Here is a 20,723-nt window from a genome sequence, read left to right as displayed (position 1 = left end):
CGTCAGGGGTAGACGGTGATCGACGTCTCGACGCCAGGGGACGGCGGGACCGGGAGCACGGCAACGGCGCCCGGCGCGGTCATCGCGACGGCGGCATGCACCTCACCCGATGGCCGGAGCAGGTAGGTCGTCTCCGCCGCGACATCGAGCCCTCGGGTCTCCCCCGCCGGGATGACGATCTCCTGCGGCGACCCCCCGTCGACGGACGAGAGCGCGACGGTGGTGTCCTCGTCGGACGTGTTGGCCAGCTGGAGTCGCGGAGACGGACCGGACGGCACCGCGAACGCGACCTCCGCATCGATCTCGGGGGCGGGGGTGACCCACGCGAAGTCGGAATCCGCTCCGAAGCCGTCCTGCTGACGGACTCCCGCGATGACCGGGGCGTCGGCCTCGATCTCCACGGTGTACGTCCCGGGCTCGAGGCCGCTGAGCGAGACCTGGGCCGGCTCGTCCGCGGTCAGCGGCACCGTGAACTCGTCCAGACCGGCACCGCCGCCCTCGGCGGTCACGCGGACCTGGGCGACCGCGTCCGCGCCGGGAGCAAGCAGTCGCAGCACCGTCATGTCTCCCTGGTCCCCCGTCGCGGCGAACGCCTGCACGCCTGGGAGCACGACGCGCTGCTGGGGCCCGGGCACCGCTTCCTGCTGGTCGGCCCCCACCGGGTCGAGCACCTGCATCAGCGCGGACTGCAGGACGGCGCGGACCGGGGCCCCGACCGCGCTCACCTTGACGACGGGGATGTCGTTGCCTGCGGCGATGGAGGTCAGCGGCAGCGCCGTCTGCGTGCGCGGAGGGACGATGACGGTACGACCGCCACGCGCCGATCCGTATACCGCGAGGGTCACGGTCGCGGGGACGTCGGACGCGTTGGCGAGGAGAACTACATCCTCTGCTCCGGTGCCCACCGACCCTCCGACGAGCCACGACTCCAGCCGCGGGATCCCGCAGGGCGATGCTGCGAAGCCGGCGAGGTCGTCCGCGGCGAGGGTGGACGACTCGGCTCCCGCGATGAGCGGCGCCGTGCGTCCCTCCACGGCGCCGGTGAGCACGGGCACCTCCTGTCCGTCCACCAGATCCGGGACGGCGAGCCCCGCCTGCGACGGGACACCGCTCGTGCCCCCTGCCGTGAGTTCAGGAGTCGCCGCCCGGCGCATCTCCGACGGGGCGGCCGTGTTGCGACCGAGAGCGCGGAAATCGCCCGCGCACACCAGGACGCTGTCCCCCGGGAGCGGAGTCACCTGCTGCTGTGCCGGCTCGTGCGTCACTGTCGGCCAGGGGGCGTGCACGGCGGTCGCGACGCCCAGCACACAGGCCGCGGCGACCACGACTCCGGTGACGACGCGCGCACTGGTCGCGGCGACGCGGAACGCACGGTTGCCGGTCATCGGTGGTCCTCCTCGGTGCCGGTGCTTCCTCGGCTCTCGGCGGACGCACGGTCCTCGGTCGGAGCGCCGTCCGGCACGTCGTCATGGTCTTCGTCGGTCGGGTGCGCGTCGGCGATCGGGGCGAGCGCCTCGTCGGCCAGCGCGGGCTCGTCCTGCGGATCCTCGACGGTGCCGACCGGCGGCACGTCAGCCGCGTCTGGCACGGTGTCCTCCGCATGCCGCGGGAGCACCAGCGGCTCCTCCGGCGCCCTGCCGACGATCCGCGACTGCGCCCTCGCCGCCCGACGCGACGCGCGCGTCGGGATGGACAGGAGCAGCGCGGCGAGCAGGACCAGGAGCTGCACCGTCACGACGAGCCGGGCGGTGCCCTCCTGGGTCGCGCTCAGCGATGCCGACGCCGCCGGCTCGCCCTCGAGGCGCCAGAGGACTCCTCGATCCGTCGACCCGGCCTGCACGAGGCCGGCCCGTTGGTCGATCGCGGCTACGGACGCCGTGCGCAGTGTGCGTGCGCGATCCCCCTCGCCCGGCGCCTCCGCGAGGAGGACGTAGCTGATCCCCTGCGCGAGCAGTTCCGCCGGCGCGTCGAAGTCGCGGGCGGAGATGAGGTCGACGGCGAGAGTCGCGATGTCGGTCCCCTGCGGTTCGACCGCCGTCGAGAGCATCGTGGTCTGCGAGCCCAGGGTCTCGCTGGGACCGCGCACCACGACGACAGCGAGACCGCCGTCGTTCTGGGGCGTGAGGATGAGAGTGGAGATCGGCCGGTCCCCTGCCGCCTGGGCTCGCACATAGGCGGGAAGGGTGGACTCGGGGCCGTTCGTCAGTGCGGAGCGGTCGGTGTGGAAGGCGGTGAGAGCAGGGACAGCGCACGCCACGAGGGCGAGGGCGGCCACCCCTGTGGCGGCGACGCGCAGGCGCGGCAGCGTGATCGCCGTGTCGAGCGTGATCGTCGCGGCACCCACGACGCCGATCCAGGCGAGGCTCAGACCGGTGCCGGGCCAGATCGGCACCGGGGTGCCCCCCGCGGCGGCGACGCTGATCCCGACGGCGAGAAAGGCGGTTGCCAGTCCGCTGAGCGCGACGACCAGCAGGGTGATGCCCGCCCGCCATCGAGGGGAGACGGCGGATCCCAGCGCGAGCAGCGCGAGCGGTGCGCAGAGCAGCGCCGCCCAGGTTCCGGGGACGACGCTCGCCCAGCCCGCCAGATCGTTCGTCGGGAAGCCCCCGGCGATCGCCAGGCGTCCGGCGGCGTCGGCCGACGCCTGCGGCCCCAGCCACGTCAGGCCGGGATCGGCGAGCAGACCGAGCGCGCTGCCGTGGGCGAGCTGCCAGAAGATCAGGGGAGCGAACAGCACCGCGGTGGGCAGGGGAAGCCAGAGCAGGCGGCCCGCACCTCGGAACTGCGCCGTGCCGAGCACGATCCCCAGAGCCACGACCCACAGCAGCGCGAGGGCCGGAGCCAGGACCGGTGCACAGGCGACGACCGCCGCCAGGAGCAGGGACGCACTGCCGGCCGCGCCCCAGGATCGGTGGGCGACCACCGCCGAGTGGAACAGCCACGGGAGCAGCAGGTGGACGAGCACGGCAGAAGGCCGCCCGTCCACGAGCGCGGTGAGGAAAGTCGGCGCGAGCGCCCACGCGATGCCGGCGAAGATGCGCAGTCCGGCCCGATCGGTGACCCGGGTCGCGGCGAACCATCCGCCGAGGACTGCGAGCGGCAGCGCGAGGATCCACAGCAGCACCATCGCGAAGGACGGCGCGCCAGGCCACAGCGACCCCAGGACGGCGATGATCGCAGCGAACGGGTCCGCCGGTCCGACGAGATCGACGCCGATCCCGCGCAGACCCCATGCCGCGTCCTGCCACAACGCGCCGACGGTCTCACGCAAGGGAAGGAGGCCACCGCCTCCCAGCGCCGGCCAGGCCAGGAGACTCGTGAAGGAGGCGATGCTCACCACCAGCGCGGCCAGCACCGCCCAGGCTCCGCCCCCGGAGAAGAAGCGGAGCTCGCTGACGGCACCATGCTCGCTGCCGTGCCCGTCGTCGAGCCGGCGACGCAGTTGTGCGGGGGTGACGCGCAGCGGGGCGATGCTCGCCCAGGTGGAGGATCGGAACGAACGGATCCGGGCGCGCGATCGGGCGACGGCGCCGAAACGGACCATCGCGAGGAGAGCAGCCCCCCACTCCGGGAACACGGCCTCCGGCCGCTTGCCGATGAGATGGGTGAGGGAACGCCACAGCGCGAGCGGCAGGAACGTCAGCCAGTGCAGCGGCACGGCGGCGGCAGGCGCATAGGCGAGGCGGCGATGCAGCTGGGCGAGGCGGGTGACGAAGGCACGGCGCGCCCGTCCCGCCGGGAGCGCCGCAGGGCCGTCCGGAGCGGCGGAGACCCTCGCAGCCGGAGCGAGGACGACACGGCCGCCTCCGAGTCGCGCCCGCACGCCGAGGTCGAGGCCTTCGTCCGCACCCCCGAGGGCAGGATCGGGGCGAAGCGCCTCGCGCACCTCTCCGCGAATGAGCAGGCCCCGGATGTCGGCGCCGAGGGCGTCATCCATCCGGTCGTGCTGGCCCTGGTCCAACTCCCCCGCCGCCAGCTCGACCGAGCGGCCGAACGTGGTCATGCTCACGCCCAAGGAGACGATCTCGCGCTCATTGTCGGTGGCGACGAGTTTCGGCGCGATGATCGCGGCGGACGGCGACCGCTCCAGCATGCCGGTGAGACGCTCCAGCGCACGCGGGTGCGGGGCGGTGTCCTGCGCGAGGATCCAGATCGCCGATCCGTCGAGGACGCGCGGGCGCGCCAGATCGAGGGCCTCGGCGAACGAGGTCGACGCGCGCGCCTCGATGATGCCCTCGACGGTGGCGGCGACGGCTTCGCTCTCCCGTGCGGTGGTGGCGTCGCCGCAGATGATCAGTGTGACGGCCGCGGGCGGGAGCGTCTGCGAGCGCACGGCGTCGAGCGTGCGGAGGAGCTGGGCGCGGGCGGAGGGGCCGGGGCGCGCGACGATGAGGGCATGAACTCGGGCTGGCATGACGTGGTCAGCCTATGCGGGGCGTCACGCCGGGATGCGCACCGCTCCCGGCGCGCCCGGGAAGCCGCGCCGCGAAGTCGGGTCAGCTGGCGCGACGCTTGAGCTTGCGCCGCTCGCGCTCGGAGAGACCGCCCCAGATGCCGAAGCGCTCGTCGTTGGCCAGCGCGTACTCGAGGCACTCGCCACGGACGTCGCACGCCGTGCAGATGCGCTTGGCGTCCCGCGTCGAGCCGCCCTTCTCCGGGAAGAACGCCTCGGGGTCGGTCTGCGAGCAGAGCGCATCGCTCTGCCAGGCGAGGGCGTTGTCGTCGTCCTGGTCGGACCGGCGGACCCCGGGGACACCGAGGTTGACTGGATCGACGAACCAGTTCTCCGGCACATCGGAACGGTAACCCGTCATCTCGACCTCCAACCCTTCAGAAACCGCCCCCCTGGCGGGCCGTGCTCACCTAATTACACCCGTGTCATTCGCTCGGGTCAAGTCGCGGATCGTAAAACCTCAAGCGATTCTTGAAGGTTCTTGGACGTTCCTCGGCGTGTCGCGGCCCCGGGGACGACGTCTCAGCGGCCGGGGGTCGCGACGAAGGCCTCACCCGCACCGGAGAGCGTGAGGGAGCGCTCGTCGGCGTCGGCGAACGCCGCCGTGCCGACCGGGACGGCGGTCTCCGCGCCGGACTCCGCGGTCACGTGGACGGAGCCGGCCGTGGCCAGCACCATGGTCGGGCCGGAGACGTCCAGGGTGACCGCCGCGCCATCGATCCGGACCCGTCGGAGGGCGAAGTCGGGCACGGGAACCGGGTACGTCGTCACGGCTTCGTCGCCCGTCTGCCGCAGCACCGGGACCTCGCCGGGGGTGGTGTCCAGCACGGCGAGCAGCTCGGGGACATCGATGCGCTTGGGGGTCAGACCACCGCGGAGCACGTTGTCGCTCGCCGCCATGATCTCCACGCCGAGGCCGGAAAGGTATGCGTGCAGCAGTCCGGCCCGCAGGAAGACGCCTTCGCCGCGGCGCAGTACCACGTGGTTCATGAGCAGGGCGACGACGACCCCCGGGTCGCCCGGCGAGGTCTCGGCGATCGCGGCCACGGCCCGCAGAGCCGGCTCCTCCTCCCCCGCCTCCCTGGCGGCGGCGCCGACGACGGCGGAGATGATCTCGTCGACGTGGCCCTGCGCCTGCCCTCCGAGCAGCCAGCCGATCGCGTCCCCGAGCGGGTCGCCCTCGCCCGAGAGCCGCTCCCGCAGGGCCCGCACGCCGGGGACGTCGTCGAGGGAGTCGAGAATTCGCAGGGTGTCCGCGACCGGACGCAGGCCGCTGAGCGACTCGAAGCGGTCGCTCAGGGCGACGATGAGCTCCGGCTTGTGGTTGGCGTCGCGGTAGTTCCGCCGCGGGTCGTCCAGCGGCAGCGCGCTCTCCCGCGCCCAGCCCTCCTCCGCCTGCTCCCTGGTCGGGTGCACCTGGATCGACAAGGGCCGCGCGGCGGCGAGGAGCTTCAGCAGGTACGGCAGCGAGCCCCCGGTCACCTCGTCCAGCGTCCCGCCGTCCGCGAGGTCGGCGGGATCGCCGGGGTGATCGCCGAACCACACCTCGGCCTCCGGCGCGCCCGTCGGGGTGCGGCCTTCGAGCTCGGCGAGGAGGGAGGACGATCCCCAGGCGTAGTCGCGGGGCACGTTGGTGAGGCTGCGCAGCATGCCCCCAGCGTAGAGCCCGGCGCCACGGACAGGTCGGATCCGGGCCCGTCGAGGTAGCCTGAGTCGCGATGGCCCAGTACACCAAGCACCCGGTGGCAGCCCCGCCCACCGCGCCAGAGCGCGAGTCCACGGGGCATCTCCTGCTGCGCGGATACGTCATCGCCGTCCTGTTCGTGGCCTTCGCGCATTCGGCGGTGTACAACCTCGTCGGCGAGATCGGCGCCGCGATCGTGCTCGCGCTCTTCAGCGCGGCCACCCTCGCGATCGGCGTCCCGATGCTCGCCAGGAAGCGCCCGCAGTCGTTCCGCTGGCGTCGGCTGCCGTGGGCGGCCATCGGCTACACGGCACTCGCCCTCCTCTCGGTCGCCTGGTCGCAGTGGCGCGTCCCCACCGTCGCCACGGGTGTGCTCCTGGCGGCGGTCACGGTGAACGGTCTGTTCATCGCACACGTGCTGACCTGGCACGAGATCGTGCGCGCCCTGTCGTCCGCCTTCAAATGGATCCTCGGCCTCTCCCTCGCCCTCGAGCTGTGGGTGTCGCTGGTCCTCCATGGTCCCCTGCTGCCGAACTTCGCGGACATCCCCGACGGGAAGATCGACCCCCAGTGGTACTGGGTCCGCGACAACCTCTTCGACGGCGGACGCATCCAGGGCATCCTGGGCAACGCGAACCTGCTCGGCATCGTGTCACTGTTCGCGCTGATCACCTTCGGCGTGCTCTTCGCCGCTCGAGCCCGCTGGCGGACCACGCTCGCGCTGTGGATGCTCCTCGCGGCATACTTCCTCGCCCGAACCGCGTCGGCGACCGCGCTCGTGTGCGCCGCCGCGGCCGCCGTGGTCCTCGTCGTCGCCCTGCTGATGCGTCGAGCGGGCTCGCCGACCGCACGCACCCGGATCTACGTCGTCGCGATCGGCTCCACGGTCCTCGGCGGTCTCGCCGTGTGGCTGCTGCGCGAGCCCCTGCTCGGCCTCCTCGGCCGCAGCGCCGACCTCACCGGCCGCTCCGACAAGATCTGGGCGGCGGTGCTCGAACGGGTCGGCGAGCACCCCGTCATCGGCAACGGCTTCTCCAGCCCGTGGGTGCCCACGGACCCGGCTTTCGACGGCTGGATCGTCGACCATGGGATCACCGTGTTCCACGCCCACAACATGTGGCTGGACGTGCTGCTGCAGCTCGGCATCGTCGGCCTCGTGCTGATGGCCGTGGCCTACGCCAGCCTCCTGTGGCGCTCCTGGTTCTTCGCCGTCGACCGCCCCCGGTGGGACCTCGACGCGCGGCGCCCCTACTCCCCGCTCACGCTGCTGCCCAGCCTGTTCACCATCGTGCTGCTGGTGCAGGGGCTCACCGAGTCGACACCCATCATGCTGTGGGGGTGGCTGCTCCTGGTGATGCTGTCGTTCAAGCTCAAGTCGGTGCCGCTGGTGGGCGTCGGCGAGCGGGATCTCGTCTTCGAACGCGGCGCGACGCCGCGGCGGGTGCCGTGACGGCGGCGCACCCGTTCGCCCGGCTCCTCGGTTCGGCGGAGATGGCGCGGGCGTTCACGCTGGCGGCACTGACCGCCGTGTTCGGCTCGTTCGCGATCGGACGGATGACGTCGGCCGTCACCCTCGCCACCATCATCACGGCCCTGTGCCTGCTCGGCGCCGCGATCCTCTGGGTGCGGAGAGAGGAGCTGTCCCCGCTGCGCATCGCGCCGTCCTCGCTGCTGGCCTTCCTCGCCTGGGCGCTCGTGAGCCTGGTGTGGACGACCGACCGCTCCGACACGATCCTGGGCTGGCTCTCGCTCTTCGGCTACGCATTCCTCGCGATCACCATCGGACACATCCGCGACACGCTGCAGACCGTCCGCGCGCTGGGCGACACCCTCCGCGTCCTGCTCGGCATCTCCCTCGGCGTGGAGATCCTCTCGGGCGTGCTCCTCGACCTCCCGTTCGCCTTCCTGGACATCCAGGGCAATCTCGCCTCCGGCGGCCCGGTCCAGGGGCTGTTCGGCAGCCGGAACATGCTCGGCTTCATCGCCGTGCTCGCCCTGATCACCTTCGTGATCGAGTGGCGCACCCAATCCGTGGATCCGCCTCTCGCGGTGGTCTCCGTCGCCCTCGCCGGCGGGCTGGCCTTCCTGTCGTCCTCGCCGACGGTGCTCGTGCTGGCCGTCGCCGTCGGAATCGTCACGGTCGCGCTCACGATCGTCCGCCATACCGCCCCGGCCCGTCGGAACCTCGTGCAATGGACGTTGGGCGTCCTGGTCGCCCTCGCACTCACCGTCGCGTTCGCCCTGCGTCACCAGATCATCGCGCTGCTGGACGCCGGATCCGACTTCTCCATGCGGGCCGAGCTGTGGAACATGATCCTCGACTTCGTGGCCGTCAAGCCCATCACCGGATGGGGGTGGTTCGGCGACTGGGCCCGAGGAGAGTATCCGTTCACGTTCATCAACTTCCAGCTCGACGACCGGCATCAGAGCGCACTGAACGCCTTCTTCGACGTGCTGCTGCAGCTCGGCGCGGCAGGGTTGGTGCTGTTCCTCCTGCTCGGCGGCATCGCGCTGATCCGCTCCTGGCTGGTCGCGAGCGTCCGCCGCTCCGTCGTCTACGCCTGGACGCCGATCACGCTCGTGACGCTCGCGGTGGACTCGATGTTCGAGAGCTTCACCCTCGTCGGCGCCGGGTGGTTCATGCTCGCCCTGTGCGCCCTGCGCGCCGGGCAGTCCCGCTCGTGGCGCGAGAACATCGACGCCGCGCATACCGGCGCCATCCCCACACTGCGCCCGCAGGAGTGACGGCGTGCCGTCAGCGGACGGTGGGGAGCTTCTGCGCCCAGGCGAGGGCGTCGCGGACGCCGTCGTCGACGGAGCGCTCCGCACGCCACCCCAGCACCTCGCGCGCCCGCTCCACGATCGCGAAGGCGCCGGCCTGGTCCCCGGGCCGGCGATCGGTCTCGACGACGGGCAGCGGGTCCCCGGTCACCCTCTCGAAGGCCCGTACCAGCTCGCGGACCGTGACACCGTCGCCGGTGCCCAGGTTGATCACCTGATACGGCTGCTCCGGCGTCGCGACATCGTCGAACCGGGTCACCGCCGCGACGTGCGCGAGCGCGAGGTCCCAGACGTGGATGTAGTCCCGCAGGCCCGATCCGTCGCGGGTCGCCCAGTCGGTGCCGGTGATCGTGAACGGCTCCCCCGCCGCCCGCGCCTGCATGATCTTGCCGAGCGCGTGCGACGGAGTCGGGTTCTGCAGTCCGGTCCGCAGCTGCGGGTCGGCGCCGATCGGGTTGAAGTAGCGGAGCGCGATGGCGCGGAAGTCGCCGGCCGCTGCGGCGTCGGCGAGGATCTGCTCGACCATCGCCTTGGTGGTCGCATAGGGGCTCGAGGGGGCGAGCCGCCCGCTCTCGTCGACCCCGTCCCCCGTCTCCCCCGCGTAGATCGAGGCGGAGGAGCTGAACACGATGCGCCCGATCCCGGCGTCCCGGAGGCGGCGGAGGAGCGTGATCGTCTTGCCGACGTTGCTGTCGTAGTAGCCGAGCGGATCGGCGACGGACTCGGGCACGACGATCCGGGCGGCGCAGTGCACGACGGCATCGATGTCGGGGTGGTCCGTCAGCAGCCGGTCGAGGACGGCGGCGTCGGCGATGTCGCCGACGTAGAGGTTGCGTCCCTCGCCGAAAGCCGCCAGCCCGGTGGACAGATCGTCGAGCACCACGACCTGGATCCCGGCCTCGATGCACGCCGTCGCCACGGTCGATCCGATGTAGCCGGCCCCGCCGGTGATCAGTACCTTCATCGCGGTCAGTCTAGCCAGCCACGCCGAGCGCAGGGGATCGGCTCTCCGCAGATCCGAAGGCGACCACCGGTATGCTACTCACTGCTCGTCGAGTCCCGCGCTGCCCTCCGGCAGCGGCCGCGGCATCAACAACGGAGAACCTCCCTGTGGCCCACGTCCTTCAGAACGTCGTCTTCCCGCTCGATCGCGACCCCGATCTGCTCCCGCTGTACGCGGATCCGGAAACGTGGTCGGTGATCGAGGAGGAACCGGTCCGGGTCTCCAGCCGCGCGCATCTCGGCAACATCCTGGGACGGCACCGCGCCCGGATCGTCGCCGGTCGGCGCGTCTCCCTCGGCACCTACTTCAACGCGTTCCCCGCGTCGTACTGGCAGCACTGGACGAGCGTCCGCGAGGTGCAGCTCACCGTACGGACCACGGGGCCGGCGACCATCCTCGTCTACCGCTCCAACGGCGGCGGTGTGCGCCAGCGCGTGGCCACCCGTGAGGTGACCGGCGAGGCCACGACGTCGTTCGACCTCGACCTCACCCAGTACAGCGACGGCGGGTGGATCTGGTTCGACATCGTGGCCGACGAGAAGCCCGCCGTGCTCGAGGGCGCGGAGTGGACCACCGAGCAGGCTCCCACCCGCACCGGGAAGGCCTCTCTCGGCATCACGACATACAACAAGCCCGACTACTGCGTCGAGACCCTGAGGGCACTCGCCTCCTCTCCTGATGCGCTGGAGTTCGTCGACCGCATCTTCCTCGTCGACCAGGGCACGCAGCTCGTCGCTGACCAGGACGGTTACGCCGAGGTCGCCGAGCGTCTGGGCGAGACCCTGCAGGTCATCCGCCAGGGCAACCTCGGCGGATCGGGCGGCTTCGCCCGTGCGATGCACGAGTCCCTGCAGCGCCCCGAGAGCGACTTCGTGCAGCTGCTGGACGACGACGTCCGCATCGAGCCGGAGTCGCTGCGGCGCTCCATCATCTTCGGTCAGTTCGCCACCACGCCCGTGCTCGTCGGCGGACACATGTTCGACCTCCTCGACCGCCCCAAGCTGCACGGCTGGGCGGAGGTCGTCGACGAGGGCCCCTTCATGTGGCGCAACCTCTACCAGGAGAAGATGCCGCACGACTTCGGTGTCGCCAACCTGCGCCAGTCGCCGCTGCTGCACATGCGGATGGACGCCGACTACAACGGGTGGTGGATGTGCCTCATCCCCCTCGACGCGGTCCGCAAGGTGGGACTCTCCCTCCCTGCGTTCATCAAGTGGGACGACGCGGAGTTCTGCCTCCGCGCCGGCGAGGCGGGCTTCCCGACCGTATCGATGCCCGGTGTGGCGCTCTGGCACGTCTCCTGGGTGAACAAGGACGACTCGATCGACTGGCAGGCCTACTTCCACGCCCGCAACCGGATCGTCGCCGGGCTCCTGCATTCCGGAGCACCGCGAGGCGGCCGCCTCATCGTGCACAGCCGCCGCGTGGATCTGAAGCACCTCATGATGATGCAGTACTACCCGGTGGCGCTGCGCAACCGGGCTCTGCGCGACGTGCTCTCTGGACCCGGCCACATGCGCCGCAACCTGGCCACGGCGATGCCGGCCGCGCGCGCCCTTGCCGCCGAGTACCCGGAGACGGTGATCCATCGCGACCCTGCCCGGGTGCTGCATTCCCGCCACGGCCGCCAGGTCTACAAGCGGCTGCCGAAGAACGAGTTCGACAGCCCGACCGGCTTGCGACTGCGGATCTTCACGCTGAAGACACTGCTCTCGCACTGGGTGCACCGGCCCGACCCGGCGAACGTCGCTCAGCCGGAGGTGGAGTTCGGGAAGGGCGACGCGCACTGGTGGCGCCTCCCGCTGTATGACAGCGCTCTCGTGAGCGCCGCCGACGGCTCAGGGAAGAACATCTACACGCGCGACCGCGCCAAGTACCGCCGCATGCTGCGCGAGTCCGTGCGTCTGCACGCCGAGCTGCGACGACGGTGGCCGGAGCTCCAGCGCCAGTACCGCGCCGCTCTGCCGGACCTGGTCTCCGCCGAATCCTGGCAGCAGGTCTTCGAGGAGAAGGCATGACCACCGACGCCCCTGCCTTCGATCCCTCCTCCGCCGCGATCGTCATCGTCACGTACAACCGCTCGCATCTGCTGACCGGCCTGCTCACCAGCATCACCGCGATGGACCCGAAGCCGGGCCACGTGATCGTGATCGACAACGCCTCCTCGGACGATACGACCGACGTCGTCGAGTCCTTCCGCGACGACATCGGCACCGACCTCGTCTATCGCCGTCTCGACGTCAACACCGGCGGCTCCGGCGGTTTCAGCGAGGGCATGCGCACGGCGTACGATCTCGGCGCCCAGTGGATCTGGATGATGGACGACGACGTCGAGGTGCTCCCGGACGGTCTCGCCCGGATGGGCGCCTGGGCGCCGCGATTCAAGAGCATCCAGGGACGGCGCTACGACTACGACGGCAGCGAGTTCTACTGGCAGTACCGCATCGCGGAGCGCATGGGCATCCCGATCCCGTTCGCCCCGGCAGGCTTCGACTCCTCCGGCTACAAAGAGATGAACAGCGGCTGCTTCGAGGGGATGTTCATCCACCGCTCGATCGTGCAGCAGATCGGCCTCCCCGACCCGCGCTTCTTCATCTACTGGGACGACCAGATGTACGGGTGGCTGGCCTCTCGCCTGACCACGGCGGTCATCGTCGATGAGTTCGTGCTCCGCCGCACGCGCGAGATCCGGCAGTGGGACATGGGCATCCGCCACATGAACGCCTCGAGCAATGCCTACCGCTACTACATCATGCGCAACCGTGCCTTCATCAAGCAGTACTACCGCGTGCACGGCGTCTACAACCCCGTGCTGTTCGGCCTCGGGACGACCGCGACGTTCTTCAAGGAGCTGATCCGGCTGGTCTTCGTCGAGCGCACCGTCCGCGGCACGAGCAACCTGTTCCGCGGGCTCAGGGACGGTGGCCGCATCGGTCGCGATCGCACCTGGGAGCCGATGAGCCCTCTGGAGGCCTGACATGGACGAGCCCCAGCCCGAGGTGCGGTGGGCCCCGCTTCCCCCGGCGCCCCAGCGCACCGGTCGGGTGTGGCTGATCGTCGGGCTGAGCGTCGCCGCACTGGCCGTCGTCGCGCTGGTCCTGTTCTTCGCCGTCTTCCGCGGTGGGATGCCGGGCCCAGAGGGGTCCGGGACACCGCCTGTCGGCTCATCGGAGACTCCCCCGGACGGGGCGACGCCGATGACGTCCGCACCGCCGGTCGATGACCCGACGCTCGAGGTCTTCCGGGACAAGGTGTCCGGTTGGTTGAGCGCCGTCGAGCCCGGCCTCGACATCGTCACGGGTGCGAGCACCGAGGACGCCATCCCGGTCGTCGACTCGCTGATCGACGACGCACAGCGCCTGGGCGACGCCCTGCCGCCGTCGTCCATCCAGGACTCCTGGCGCTCCGGCGTGGAGACCTACGCGCAGCAGCTCACGGCGCTGCGCTCGGCGGTCGAGGACGGCTCCGGTGTGTCAGCGGCCATCGACAGCGCGCGCGCTGCCGCGGCAGACCTGCGCGATCTCGTCGGCCTCTGACACCCCGCCGGGTCGGCGCGTCGTCTCAGACGGAGTAGTCCGCGTTGTAGCGGTCCAGGACATCCGTGATCGGGGCGTCCAGAGCGAGCGTGCCCCGGTCCAGATAAAGCCCTCTGGTGCAGAACCGGCGCAGGTCGCGCTCGTTGTGACTGACGAAGAACAGCGTGCGGCCGTCCGAGAGCAGTTCGTCGATGCGCTTGTAGCACTTCTCCCTGAAGGCCTTGTCGCCGACCGCGAGGACCTCGTCGACGAGCAGGATGGGCTCGTCGAGCTGGGAGACGACGGAGAACGCCAGACGCACCTTCATTCCGTTGGAGAGGTGCTTGTACGGCGTCTCCTCGAACCCGGCGAGCTCGGCGAACGCGATGATGTCGTCGTATCGGCGGGCGACCTCGTCCTTCGACATGCCGTGCAGTCCTGCCGTCAGCCGGACGTTCTCCCTGACCGTCAGATCGCCGACGAAACCACCGGTGATCTCGATGAGCGGGGCGACCCCGCCGTTGACGCTGACAGAGCCCTCATCGGGCAGCAGCACGCCAGCCACGAGGCGGAGCAGCGTCGACTTGCCCTGACCGTTCCGCCCGACCACGCCGATCGACTCGCCCGGTTGCACGGTGAACGAGACGTCGCGGAGCGCCCAGAACTCTCCGGGACGCGAGCGACGGGACGCTCCGGCGAACAGGTCCTTGAAGCTGCGCTGTCCGCGACGGTTGCGGCGGAAGCGCACACCGAGGCCCTGCACGTCGATCGCGGCGTCCATCACAGCTCCTTCAACACGGGGCGCTCGAGACGCCGGAACGCCCAGACGCCGAGCGCGAGGATGAGCAGGCACATCACGGCGCTGACCGTGAGCGTGAACGGGTTCCACTGGTCCGGGAAGAACGGCATGCGATACAGCATGAAGATCCCGGCGAGCGGATTGAAGGCGCCGAGCGTCTGGAAGACACCGGGCAGGTCCGTGACGTTGTAGATGATCGGGGTGGCGTAGAACATCGCCCGGAGGATGAGCGCCGTGGTGCGCTCGAGGTCCGTGTAGAGCACGCACAGCGGCGCGACCAGCAGGCCGAGGCCGACGAGCAGCACCGTCTGCATGAGGATCGCCACCGGCACCCAGAGCACGCCCCAGCCGATCTGCACCACCTGGTCGGGATGGCTCTCGAACAGGAGGTTGACCACGATGAACAGCACCAGCACCGGCAGTGAGAACAGGAACTCCATGCCCTTGCTGAGCACGATGCGGTTCACCCAGATGGAGCGCGGGATGGATGTCGAGCGGACGAGACGGGCGTCCTTCTTGAACGCCCGCGTGAAGTCCGACACGGAGCTGTTGAACCACACCCACGGCAGCAGCGCGCTGATGAGGAAGATGATGTACGGCTGCTCCCCCACGTCGCGACGGAACACCTGGGTGAACACGAACCAGTAAATCGCGCTCATCACCAGCGGGTCGAGAACAGACCACACGTAGCCGAGGAAGCTCGTCGCGTACCGGACCTTGAGGTCACGGGCCGACAGCAGCCACAGCGAATGCAGATAGCGCCGGGGCGTCCCGGGCGCCCCGACAGCAGCGTGACTCACGATTCCGAGTCTAGGAGAGAGTGTTGTTCCAGAGCGACAGCGCCGACCCGATGGCCATGTGCATGTCGAGGTACTGGTACGTGCCTAGGCGACCGCCGAAGTGGACGTCCTTCTCCCCCTTCGCGAGCTCGCGGTAGGCCAACAGGCCCTCGCGGTCGGCCGGGGTGTTCACCGGGTAGTAGGGCTCGTCGGTGCGCTCGGCGAAGCGGGAGAACTCCCGCATGATGACGGTCTTGTCGGACTCGTAGACGTCCTTGCGCTCCGGGTGGAAGTGCTTGAACTCGTGGATGCGCGTGTACGGCACGTCCATGTCCGGGTAGTTCATGACGCTCGTGCCCTGGAAGTCGCGGACGTCGAGCACCTCCTGCTCGAAGTCGAGCGTACGCCAGCTCAGCGCGCCCTCGGCATAGTCGAAGTAGCGGTCGACGGGGCCGGTGTAGACCACCGGGACCTGCCCGACGGTGGCCCTCTTGTTCAGCGCCTGGGACTCGTCGAAGTAGTCGACGTCCAGCTTCACCTCGATGTTGGGGTGGTCGGCCATGCGCTCGAGCCACGCGGTGTAGCCGTCGGTGGGCAGCCCCTCCCACGTGTCGTTGAAGTAGCGGTTGTCGTACGTGTAGCGCACCGGGAGCCGGCTGATGATGTCGCCGGAGAGCTTCTGCGGGTCGGTCTGCCACTGCTTCGCGGTGTAGTCGCGGAAGAACGCCTCGAACAGCGGGCGCCCGACAAGCGCGATGCCCTTCTCCTCGAAGTTCGTCGCGGACTTCGCATCGAACTCGCCCGCCTGCTCCTTGACGAGCGCACGGGCCTGATCCGGCGTGTACGCGGCCTGGAAGAACTGGTTGATCGTCCCGAGGTTCACCGGCATCGGGAACACGACGCCCTTGTGGGTCGTGTAGACACGGTGCACGTAGTTCGTGAACGAGGTGAAGCGGTTGACGTACTCCCACACCGTCGCGTTCGACGTGTGGAACAGGTGCGCGCCGTAGCGATGCACCTCGATCCCGGTCTCGGGTTCCGCCTCGCTGTAGGCGTTGCCGCCGATGTGCGAGCGGCGGTCGATGACTGTCACCTTGCGGCCCGCTTCCGCGGCGCGCTCGGCGATGGTGAGGCCGAAGAAACCCGACCCGACGACGAGGAGATCCATCAGGCTGCCGTCCCCACCACGAGGCGCGGCGTCCCGGACCACAGCGCGGCGTCCGTGGCCGCGCGACCGTCCACGAGGAGCTTCACTCCCGGCAGCTGGGCCGGGCTGAGCTCACGATAGTCGGCGTGGTCCGTCTGGAGGATGGCGAGATCGACCGGTCCGCCGAGGTCGTACGGCTCGAACCCGAGTCGACGCAGTTCCTCGTCGGTGTACAGCGGGTCGTGCACGACGACCTCGGCTCCGCGGGCGCGCAGCGCCTCGACGGTCGGGAACACACCGGAGAAGGCCGTCTCCTTGACGCCGCCGCGATAGGCGGCCCCGAGCACGACCGCCCGCAGACCACTCAGGTCGCCGAGGATGCCTTCCGCCTGCGCCACCAGGCGCTCCGGCATGGAGGCGTTGAGCTGGCGCGCCACCCGCACGATGTCGGCGTCGGGGTCGGTGGAGAGATACAGACGGGGGTAGACCGGGATGCAGTGTCCGCCGACGGCGATGCCCGGGCGGTGGATGTGGCTGTACGGCTGCGAGTTGCAGGCATCGATGACCTTGTAGACATCGATCCCGTGTGCAGCGGCGAACAGGCCGAACTGGTTGGCCAGGCCGATGTTCACGTCGCGATACGTGGTCTCGGCGAGCTTCGCCATCTCGGAGGCCTCGGTCGTGCCGAGGTCCCACACACCGTTCGGGCGAGGGAGATCGGGACGCTCGTCGAACTGCAGGACGGACTCGTAGAACTCGCGGGCGCGACGGTTCCCCTCGTCGGACAAGGCGCCGATGAGCTTCGGGTACTTGCGCAGGTCGGCGAAGACCCGCCCGGTGAGCACGCGCTCCGGCGAGTACGCGAGGAAGAAGTCCGTGCCCTCCGTCAGCCCGGAGCCCTCCTCGAGCATGGGCTTCCACCGGTTCCGGGTCGTCCCCACGGGCAGCGTCGTCTCGTACGACACCAGGGTGCCGGGCGTGAGGTGCTCGGCGAGCGATCGCGTCGCCGAGTCCATGTACTGGAAGTCCGGCTCCCACGTCTCGTCGTTCACGAACACGGGCGCGACGAGGACGACGGCGTCGGCTCCCGGGATCGCCTCGGCGTAATCGGTCGTGGCGCGCAGACGGCCGGAGGGGACGAGCTCCTGCAGCTTCTCCGCCAGGTGGGCCTCACCGGGGAACGGCTCCTGCCCGGCGTTGATGATGTCGACCGCCTTCTGGTTGACATCGACGCCGATCACATCGTGACCGGAGGAGGCGAACTGGACGGCGAGGGGAAGCCCGATCTTTCCGAGGGCCACGACGGCGATACGCATGACGCCTAGTCTACGGGGGCACCGGCTGGACGGGCGCCAGGAGCGGCGCACCGACCCGCCTTCAGCCCCGGGCGCCGAGTGCGGCGAGGAACGGCTCCTCGAGCGCAGGGGCGAGGTACGACACGAAGGCCGTGGTCAGATGGTTCACATCGCGGTAGACGAGCAGGTCGTCGATGATCACGGGGCACACGCTGTCGTCGCACACATAGTCGGTGAGGTCGACGTACACGCCGCCGGCCGCGCTGACGGAACGCTTCTCCGCGGCGGTGAACGCAGCGTCGAGGACCTCGTCGCGCGCGCCGTCGCACCGGGTGGTGTCCAGGACGTCCGCGGAGATGCACGTGGCGGGCGGCGACTCGAATCGCGGGGTGTCTGCGATGACGAGCACTTCGGAACCGGCGGCGCGGAGGCGTTCGACGGTCGTGCGCATGCCTGCCTCCCACTCCTGCGTGCGTGCCTGGGCGTCGGAGGCGTCGGCGAGATCGTAGTGCGCGTAGCTGGAGATCACGACCAGCGCCGGAGGGGCCTCCTCCAAGTGCTCCAGGACTGCCTCACGCCAGCGGTCGCAGGAGGTGTACGGCACGTCCTTGTCCAGCACCGTGGTGGAGACGGCGGGACACGAGGACTTCGTGTACGACGAGAGCGCGATGCCCCCGTGCTCCTCGGCGATCTCGGAGACCGCGGGGAACCACTGGGCTGCGTGGGAGTCGCCGAAGACCGCGACGGACGTCTCGCCGTCCCCGTAGGTGCAGTCCTGCACCTCCTCCTGGGACACGCTGTGATGGCAACCGTCGGCATAGAGGACGGGCAGATCCGCCGCCACGTCGGCGAGCGACGGCGTCATGTTCCGGGGCACGAAACCGGTGCCCCGGGGCGGATCCGTCGGGAAATCCGGAGCCGCGGCCACGGCCTCACCGGTGCCGACGTCGCGTGCGGCGGCCCAGTGCGCCGCTCCCGTCAGGCCTGCGGCGAGCACGAGGGTGAGGGCGAGCGTACCGAGCAGCGTGAACCGCGGGCGTCGGCGGGTGAGCCAGCCGGGTGCCCGGAGCGGCGTCTCGACGAAGCGGAAGAGCAGCCACGCGAGAGGCACTGCCAGCACGATGCCGAGGCCGATCTTCACCAGCAGGCGCAAGGGGTGTTCCTCCCCCACCGCGGACTGCGTGACGATCAGCAGCGGCCAGTGCACGAGGTACAGCGAGTACGAGATGAGACCGATGAACTGCATCGGCCTCAGAGAGAGCACCCACGTGGGGCCCCACGCCGGAGAACGGGCGCCGAAGAGGATGACGAGGGCCGTGCCGACGGTCGGCACGATCGCCGCCGTGCCGGGAAAGACTGTGGCGTCGTCGTACAGCACGGCGCTGGCCAGGACCAGGGCGATGCCGGCCCATCCGCCGACGGCGCCGAGCCAGGCCGGCACACGGAACGCGCCGTGCAGGAGGATGGCACCGACCAGTGCGCCGATCAGCAGCTCCCACGCTCGCGTGGGGAGCAGGAAGAAGGCGGCCGGTTGGTTGACGGGGGTGAGCACGATACCGGCGACGAGACTCGCGACGCCGAGCGCGGCGATCGCGGCGACGACCATCCCCGTACGCCGGCGCAACAAGACGAACAGCGCGAGCAGGATCAGCGGCCAGAAGAGGTAGAACTGCTCCTCCACTCCCAGCGACCAGTAGTGCTGATACGGCGAGGGCGAGTGGTCGGCGAGGTAGTCGGTGTTCTGGATCGCGAACCACACGTTCGGCACGTAGAGGATCGTGGCGAGGGCGTCGCGGAGCACGCGCTCCAGTGCGAGCGGCGGCACGAAGGCGATCGCGGCGATCGCGGTCAGCAGCGCCACGGTGAGCGAGGCCGGCAGGATCCGCCGGATACGACGGGCATAGAAGTCCGCGAAGCGGATGCGCCCGTGTCGTTCCAACGATTCCAGCAGGTGACTGGAGATGAGGAAGCCGGAGATGACGAAGAACACGTCGACGCCGACATACCCCCCGGTGACGACCGGGATGCCCGCATGGTAGACGAGCACCAGCCCGACCGCGATCGCCCGCAGCCCCTGCACATCGGTGCGGAAGCTGCGGCGCTCGCGCAGCACGGGGGCGGGGGCGGTCACGCGCCGTCGGTGGTCCCCGCGGCGCGGAGCAGCTCGGACACCACCCGCTCCGCCGCATGTCCGTCGCCGTACGGCGCCTCGTCGGTGTCGGCGGGACGAGGACGGGTGACCCCGGCGGCGATCTCCTCGGCGGTGTTGGCGAGGACGTTCCAGCCGAGCTGCACCGTCTCCACCCACTCCGTCTCGGTACGCACCGTCGTGCACGGGACGCCCAGCAGGAACGCCTCCTTCTGCAGCCCCCCGGAGTCGGTGACGACGCCCGCGCTGGACAGCGCGGCGGCGATGAGGTCGGGATAGGCGAGCGGCGCGTGCGCGATGAGCGTTCCCTGGGTGAGCTCGATGCCGTGCGCGGCGGCCTTGGCGACCACGCGCGGGTGCGCGAGGAGCACGACCGGCTTGTCGAGGCCCGCCAGGGAGGTGGCGACCTCGGCGAGACGGGACGGGTCGTCGGTGTTCTCGGCGCGGTGGATCGTGGCGACGTAGTACCCGCCGGCGGTGAGGCCCAGCTCTTCGAGCAGCGCGGACGGGCGTCCGGAGACCTCGTCTCGCACCTCGAAGAGGACATCGGTCATCACGTCACCGACGAGAACGGTGCGCTCGGCCAGCCCCTCGTCGGCGAGGTGGTCGACGGCCACCTGGGTCGGCGCGAGGAGGATGTCGGCGGCGTGGTCGGTCATCACACGGTTGTGCTCTTCAGGCATGCGGCGGTTGAAGCTGCGCAGACCCGCCTCGAGATGCGCGACCGGGATGTGCATCTTCACGGCACTGAGGGCGGCGGCCACGGTGGAGTTGGTGTCACCGTAGACCAGCACCCAGTCCGGGCGGTGCTCATCGAAGACGGCGTCGAGCGCCGCGAGCATCGCGCCGGTCTGCACGCCATGGGACCCGCTGCCGACGCCCAGGTGGACGTCCGGGGCGCCGATCCCGAGGTCTTCGAAGAACACATCGGACAGCATCGGGTCGTAGTGCTGACCGGTGTGCACGATGACGTGCTCGACACCGGCCGCCTTCGCGGCCTTGTGGATGGGGGCGAGCTTGACGAACTGCGGGCGGGCCCCGACGACGCTGACGATCTTCACGGGACACAAGTCTAAACGCCCCCGCTCCCCCGCCCGCACCGGGGCCCCGGGCATGAC

General features: G+C 70.2%; 16 protein-coding genes. 5 read left to right on the top strand and 11 right to left on the bottom strand.

Annotated features, from left to right (window positions below):
* Positions 1 to 2: 2 nt before the first annotated feature.
* The 4 genes from BLU02_RS15950 to manA form a co-directional block, all read right to left on the bottom strand.
* Positions 3 to 1,385, bottom strand: a complete 1,383-nt coding sequence (locus BLU02_RS15950; protein ID WP_060921729.1) for a DUF5719 family protein — start codon at positions 1,383 to 1,385, stop codon at positions 3 to 5.
* Positions 1,382 to 4,414, bottom strand: a complete 3,033-nt coding sequence (locus BLU02_RS15945; protein ID WP_082750000.1) for a glycosyltransferase — start codon at positions 4,412 to 4,414, stop codon at positions 1,382 to 1,384. Before BLU02_RS15945 ends, BLU02_RS15950 begins: the two co-directional genes overlap by 4 nt.
* 82 nt (positions 4,415 to 4,496) lie before the next feature.
* Complete coding sequence (locus BLU02_RS15940) at positions 4,497 to 4,814, bottom strand: WhiB family transcriptional regulator (RefSeq protein ID WP_060921730.1); 318 nt, start codon at positions 4,812 to 4,814, stop codon at positions 4,497 to 4,499.
* Between the two features lie 161 nt (positions 4,815 to 4,975).
* Entirely contained in the window at positions 4,976 to 6,103 is a 1,128-nt protein-coding gene (gene manA / locus BLU02_RS15935) for a mannose-6-phosphate isomerase, class I (protein ID WP_060921731.1), read from the bottom strand.
* A gap of 68 nt (positions 6,104 to 6,171) precedes the next feature.
* Between manA and BLU02_RS15930 the strand changes: the two genes are divergently transcribed.
* Together BLU02_RS15930 and BLU02_RS15925 are read left to right on the top strand one after the other, a co-directional pair.
* Entirely contained in the window at positions 6,172 to 7,587 is a 1,416-nt protein-coding gene (locus tag BLU02_RS15930) for an O-antigen ligase family protein (RefSeq protein ID WP_060921732.1), read from the top strand.
* Complete coding sequence (locus BLU02_RS15925; RefSeq protein WP_231919599.1) at positions 7,584 to 8,882, top strand: O-antigen ligase family protein; 1,299 nt, start codon at positions 7,584 to 7,586, stop codon at positions 8,880 to 8,882. Before BLU02_RS15930 ends, BLU02_RS15925 begins: the two co-directional genes overlap by 4 nt.
* A gap of 10 nt (positions 8,883 to 8,892) precedes the next feature.
* Here the strand turns inward: BLU02_RS15925 and galE are convergent, their stop codons facing one another.
* Positions 8,893 to 9,882, bottom strand: a complete 990-nt coding sequence (gene galE, locus BLU02_RS15920) for a UDP-glucose 4-epimerase GalE (RefSeq protein ID WP_060921733.1) — start codon at positions 9,880 to 9,882, stop codon at positions 8,893 to 8,895.
* 146 nt (positions 9,883 to 10,028) lie between these two features.
* On the opposite strand from galE, the gene BLU02_RS15915 reads away from it, so the two are divergent.
* From BLU02_RS15915 to BLU02_RS15905, 3 genes are read left to right on the top strand one after another with little or no spacing between them, the layout of a single operon-like run.
* Positions 10,029 to 11,939: a glycosyltransferase gene (locus tag BLU02_RS15915; protein WP_060921734.1), complete on the top strand. Its 1,911-nt coding sequence runs from the start codon at positions 10,029 to 10,031 to the stop codon at positions 11,937 to 11,939.
* Positions 11,936 to 12,898, top strand: a complete 963-nt coding sequence (locus BLU02_RS15910; protein WP_060921735.1) for a glycosyltransferase — start codon at positions 11,936 to 11,938, stop codon at positions 12,896 to 12,898. The genes BLU02_RS15915 and BLU02_RS15910 overlap by 4 nt, the downstream gene beginning before the upstream one ends.
* Position 12,899: 1 nt before the next feature.
* The gene (locus BLU02_RS15905; protein WP_060921736.1) at positions 12,900 to 13,457 is read left to right on the top strand and encodes a hypothetical protein; all 558 of its coding nucleotides are present in this window, start codon (positions 12,900 to 12,902) and stop codon (positions 13,455 to 13,457) included.
* Positions 13,458 to 13,482: 25 nt separating this feature from the next.
* Here the strand turns inward: BLU02_RS15905 and BLU02_RS15900 are convergent, their stop codons facing one another.
* The 6 genes from BLU02_RS15900 to wecB all read right to left on the bottom strand — a co-directional run bounded on the left by BLU02_RS15900 (position 13,483) and on the right by wecB (position 20,666).
* Complete coding sequence (locus BLU02_RS15900) at positions 13,483 to 14,217, bottom strand: ABC transporter ATP-binding protein (protein ID WP_060921737.1); 735 nt, start codon at positions 14,215 to 14,217, stop codon at positions 13,483 to 13,485.
* Positions 14,217 to 15,035: an ABC transporter permease gene (locus BLU02_RS15895; protein ID WP_060921738.1), complete on the bottom strand. Its 819-nt coding sequence runs from the start codon at positions 15,033 to 15,035 to the stop codon at positions 14,217 to 14,219. The genes BLU02_RS15900 and BLU02_RS15895 overlap by 1 nt, the downstream gene beginning before the upstream one ends.
* Before the next feature lie 10 nt (positions 15,036 to 15,045).
* The gene (glf, locus tag BLU02_RS15890; RefSeq protein WP_060921751.1) at positions 15,046 to 16,182 is read right to left on the bottom strand and encodes a UDP-galactopyranose mutase; all 1,137 of its coding nucleotides are present in this window, start codon (positions 16,180 to 16,182) and stop codon (positions 15,046 to 15,048) included.
* The gene (locus tag BLU02_RS15885) at positions 16,182 to 17,477 is read right to left on the bottom strand and encodes a nucleotide sugar dehydrogenase (RefSeq protein ID WP_060921739.1); all 1,296 of its coding nucleotides are present in this window, start codon (positions 17,475 to 17,477) and stop codon (positions 16,182 to 16,184) included. Before BLU02_RS15885 ends, glf begins: the two co-directional genes overlap by 1 nt.
* 61 nt (positions 17,478 to 17,538) lie before the next feature.
* Positions 17,539 to 19,587, bottom strand: coding sequence for an acyltransferase family protein (locus BLU02_RS15880; RefSeq protein WP_060921740.1), 2,049 nt, complete (start codon positions 19,585 to 19,587; stop codon positions 17,539 to 17,541).
* Entirely contained in the window at positions 19,584 to 20,666 is a 1,083-nt protein-coding gene (gene wecB / locus BLU02_RS15875) for a non-hydrolyzing UDP-N-acetylglucosamine 2-epimerase (RefSeq protein ID WP_060921741.1), read from the bottom strand. The genes BLU02_RS15880 and wecB overlap by 4 nt, the downstream gene beginning before the upstream one ends.
* Positions 20,667 to 20,723 lie beyond the last annotated feature (57 nt).

It is taken from the genome of Microbacterium paraoxydans (assembly GCF_900105335.1).
In the GTDB taxonomy this organism is placed as follows: Bacteria; Actinomycetota; Actinomycetes; order Actinomycetales; family Microbacteriaceae; genus Microbacterium; species Microbacterium paraoxydans.
Note: the sequence above shows the minus strand (reverse complement) of the source record. Positions and strands in the feature narration are given on the sequence as shown.

What these genes read in the sequence shown, in the direction of transcription:
- BLU02_RS15905 (WP_060921736.1), top strand. Translation starts at nt 12,900, where the DNA reads ATGGACGAGCCCCAGCCCGAGGTGCGGTGGGCCCCGCTTCCCCCGGCG.
- manA (WP_060921731.1), bottom strand. Translation starts at nt 6,103, where the DNA reads ATGCTGCGCAGCCTCACCAACGTGCCCCGCGACTACGCCTGGGGATCG.
- glf (WP_060921751.1), bottom strand. Translation starts at nt 16,182, where the DNA reads ATGGATCTCCTCGTCGTCGGGTCGGGTTTCTTCGGCCTCACCATCGCC.
- BLU02_RS15900 (WP_060921737.1), bottom strand. Translation starts at nt 14,217, where the DNA reads ATGGACGCCGCGATCGACGTGCAGGGCCTCGGTGTGCGCTTCCGCCGC.
- BLU02_RS15945 (WP_082750000.1), bottom strand. Translation starts at nt 4,414, where the DNA reads ATGCCAGCCCGAGTTCATGCCCTCATCGTCGCGCGCCCCGGCCCCTCC.
- BLU02_RS15910 (WP_060921735.1), top strand. Translation starts at nt 11,936, where the DNA reads ATGACCACCGACGCCCCTGCCTTCGATCCCTCCTCCGCCGCGATCGTC.
- galE (WP_060921733.1), bottom strand. Translation starts at nt 9,882, where the DNA reads ATGAAGGTACTGATCACCGGCGGGGCCGGCTACATCGGATCGACCGTG.
- BLU02_RS15940 (WP_060921730.1), bottom strand. Translation starts at nt 4,814, where the DNA reads ATGACGGGTTACCGTTCCGATGTGCCGGAGAACTGGTTCGTCGATCCA.
- BLU02_RS15950 (WP_060921729.1), bottom strand. Translation starts at nt 1,385, where the DNA reads ATGACCGGCAACCGTGCGTTCCGCGTCGCCGCGACCAGTGCGCGCGTC.
- BLU02_RS15885 (WP_060921739.1), bottom strand. Translation starts at nt 17,477, where the DNA reads ATGCGTATCGCCGTCGTGGCCCTCGGAAAGATCGGGCTTCCCCTCGCC.
- BLU02_RS15930 (WP_060921732.1), top strand. Translation starts at nt 6,172, where the DNA reads ATGGCCCAGTACACCAAGCACCCGGTGGCAGCCCCGCCCACCGCGCCA.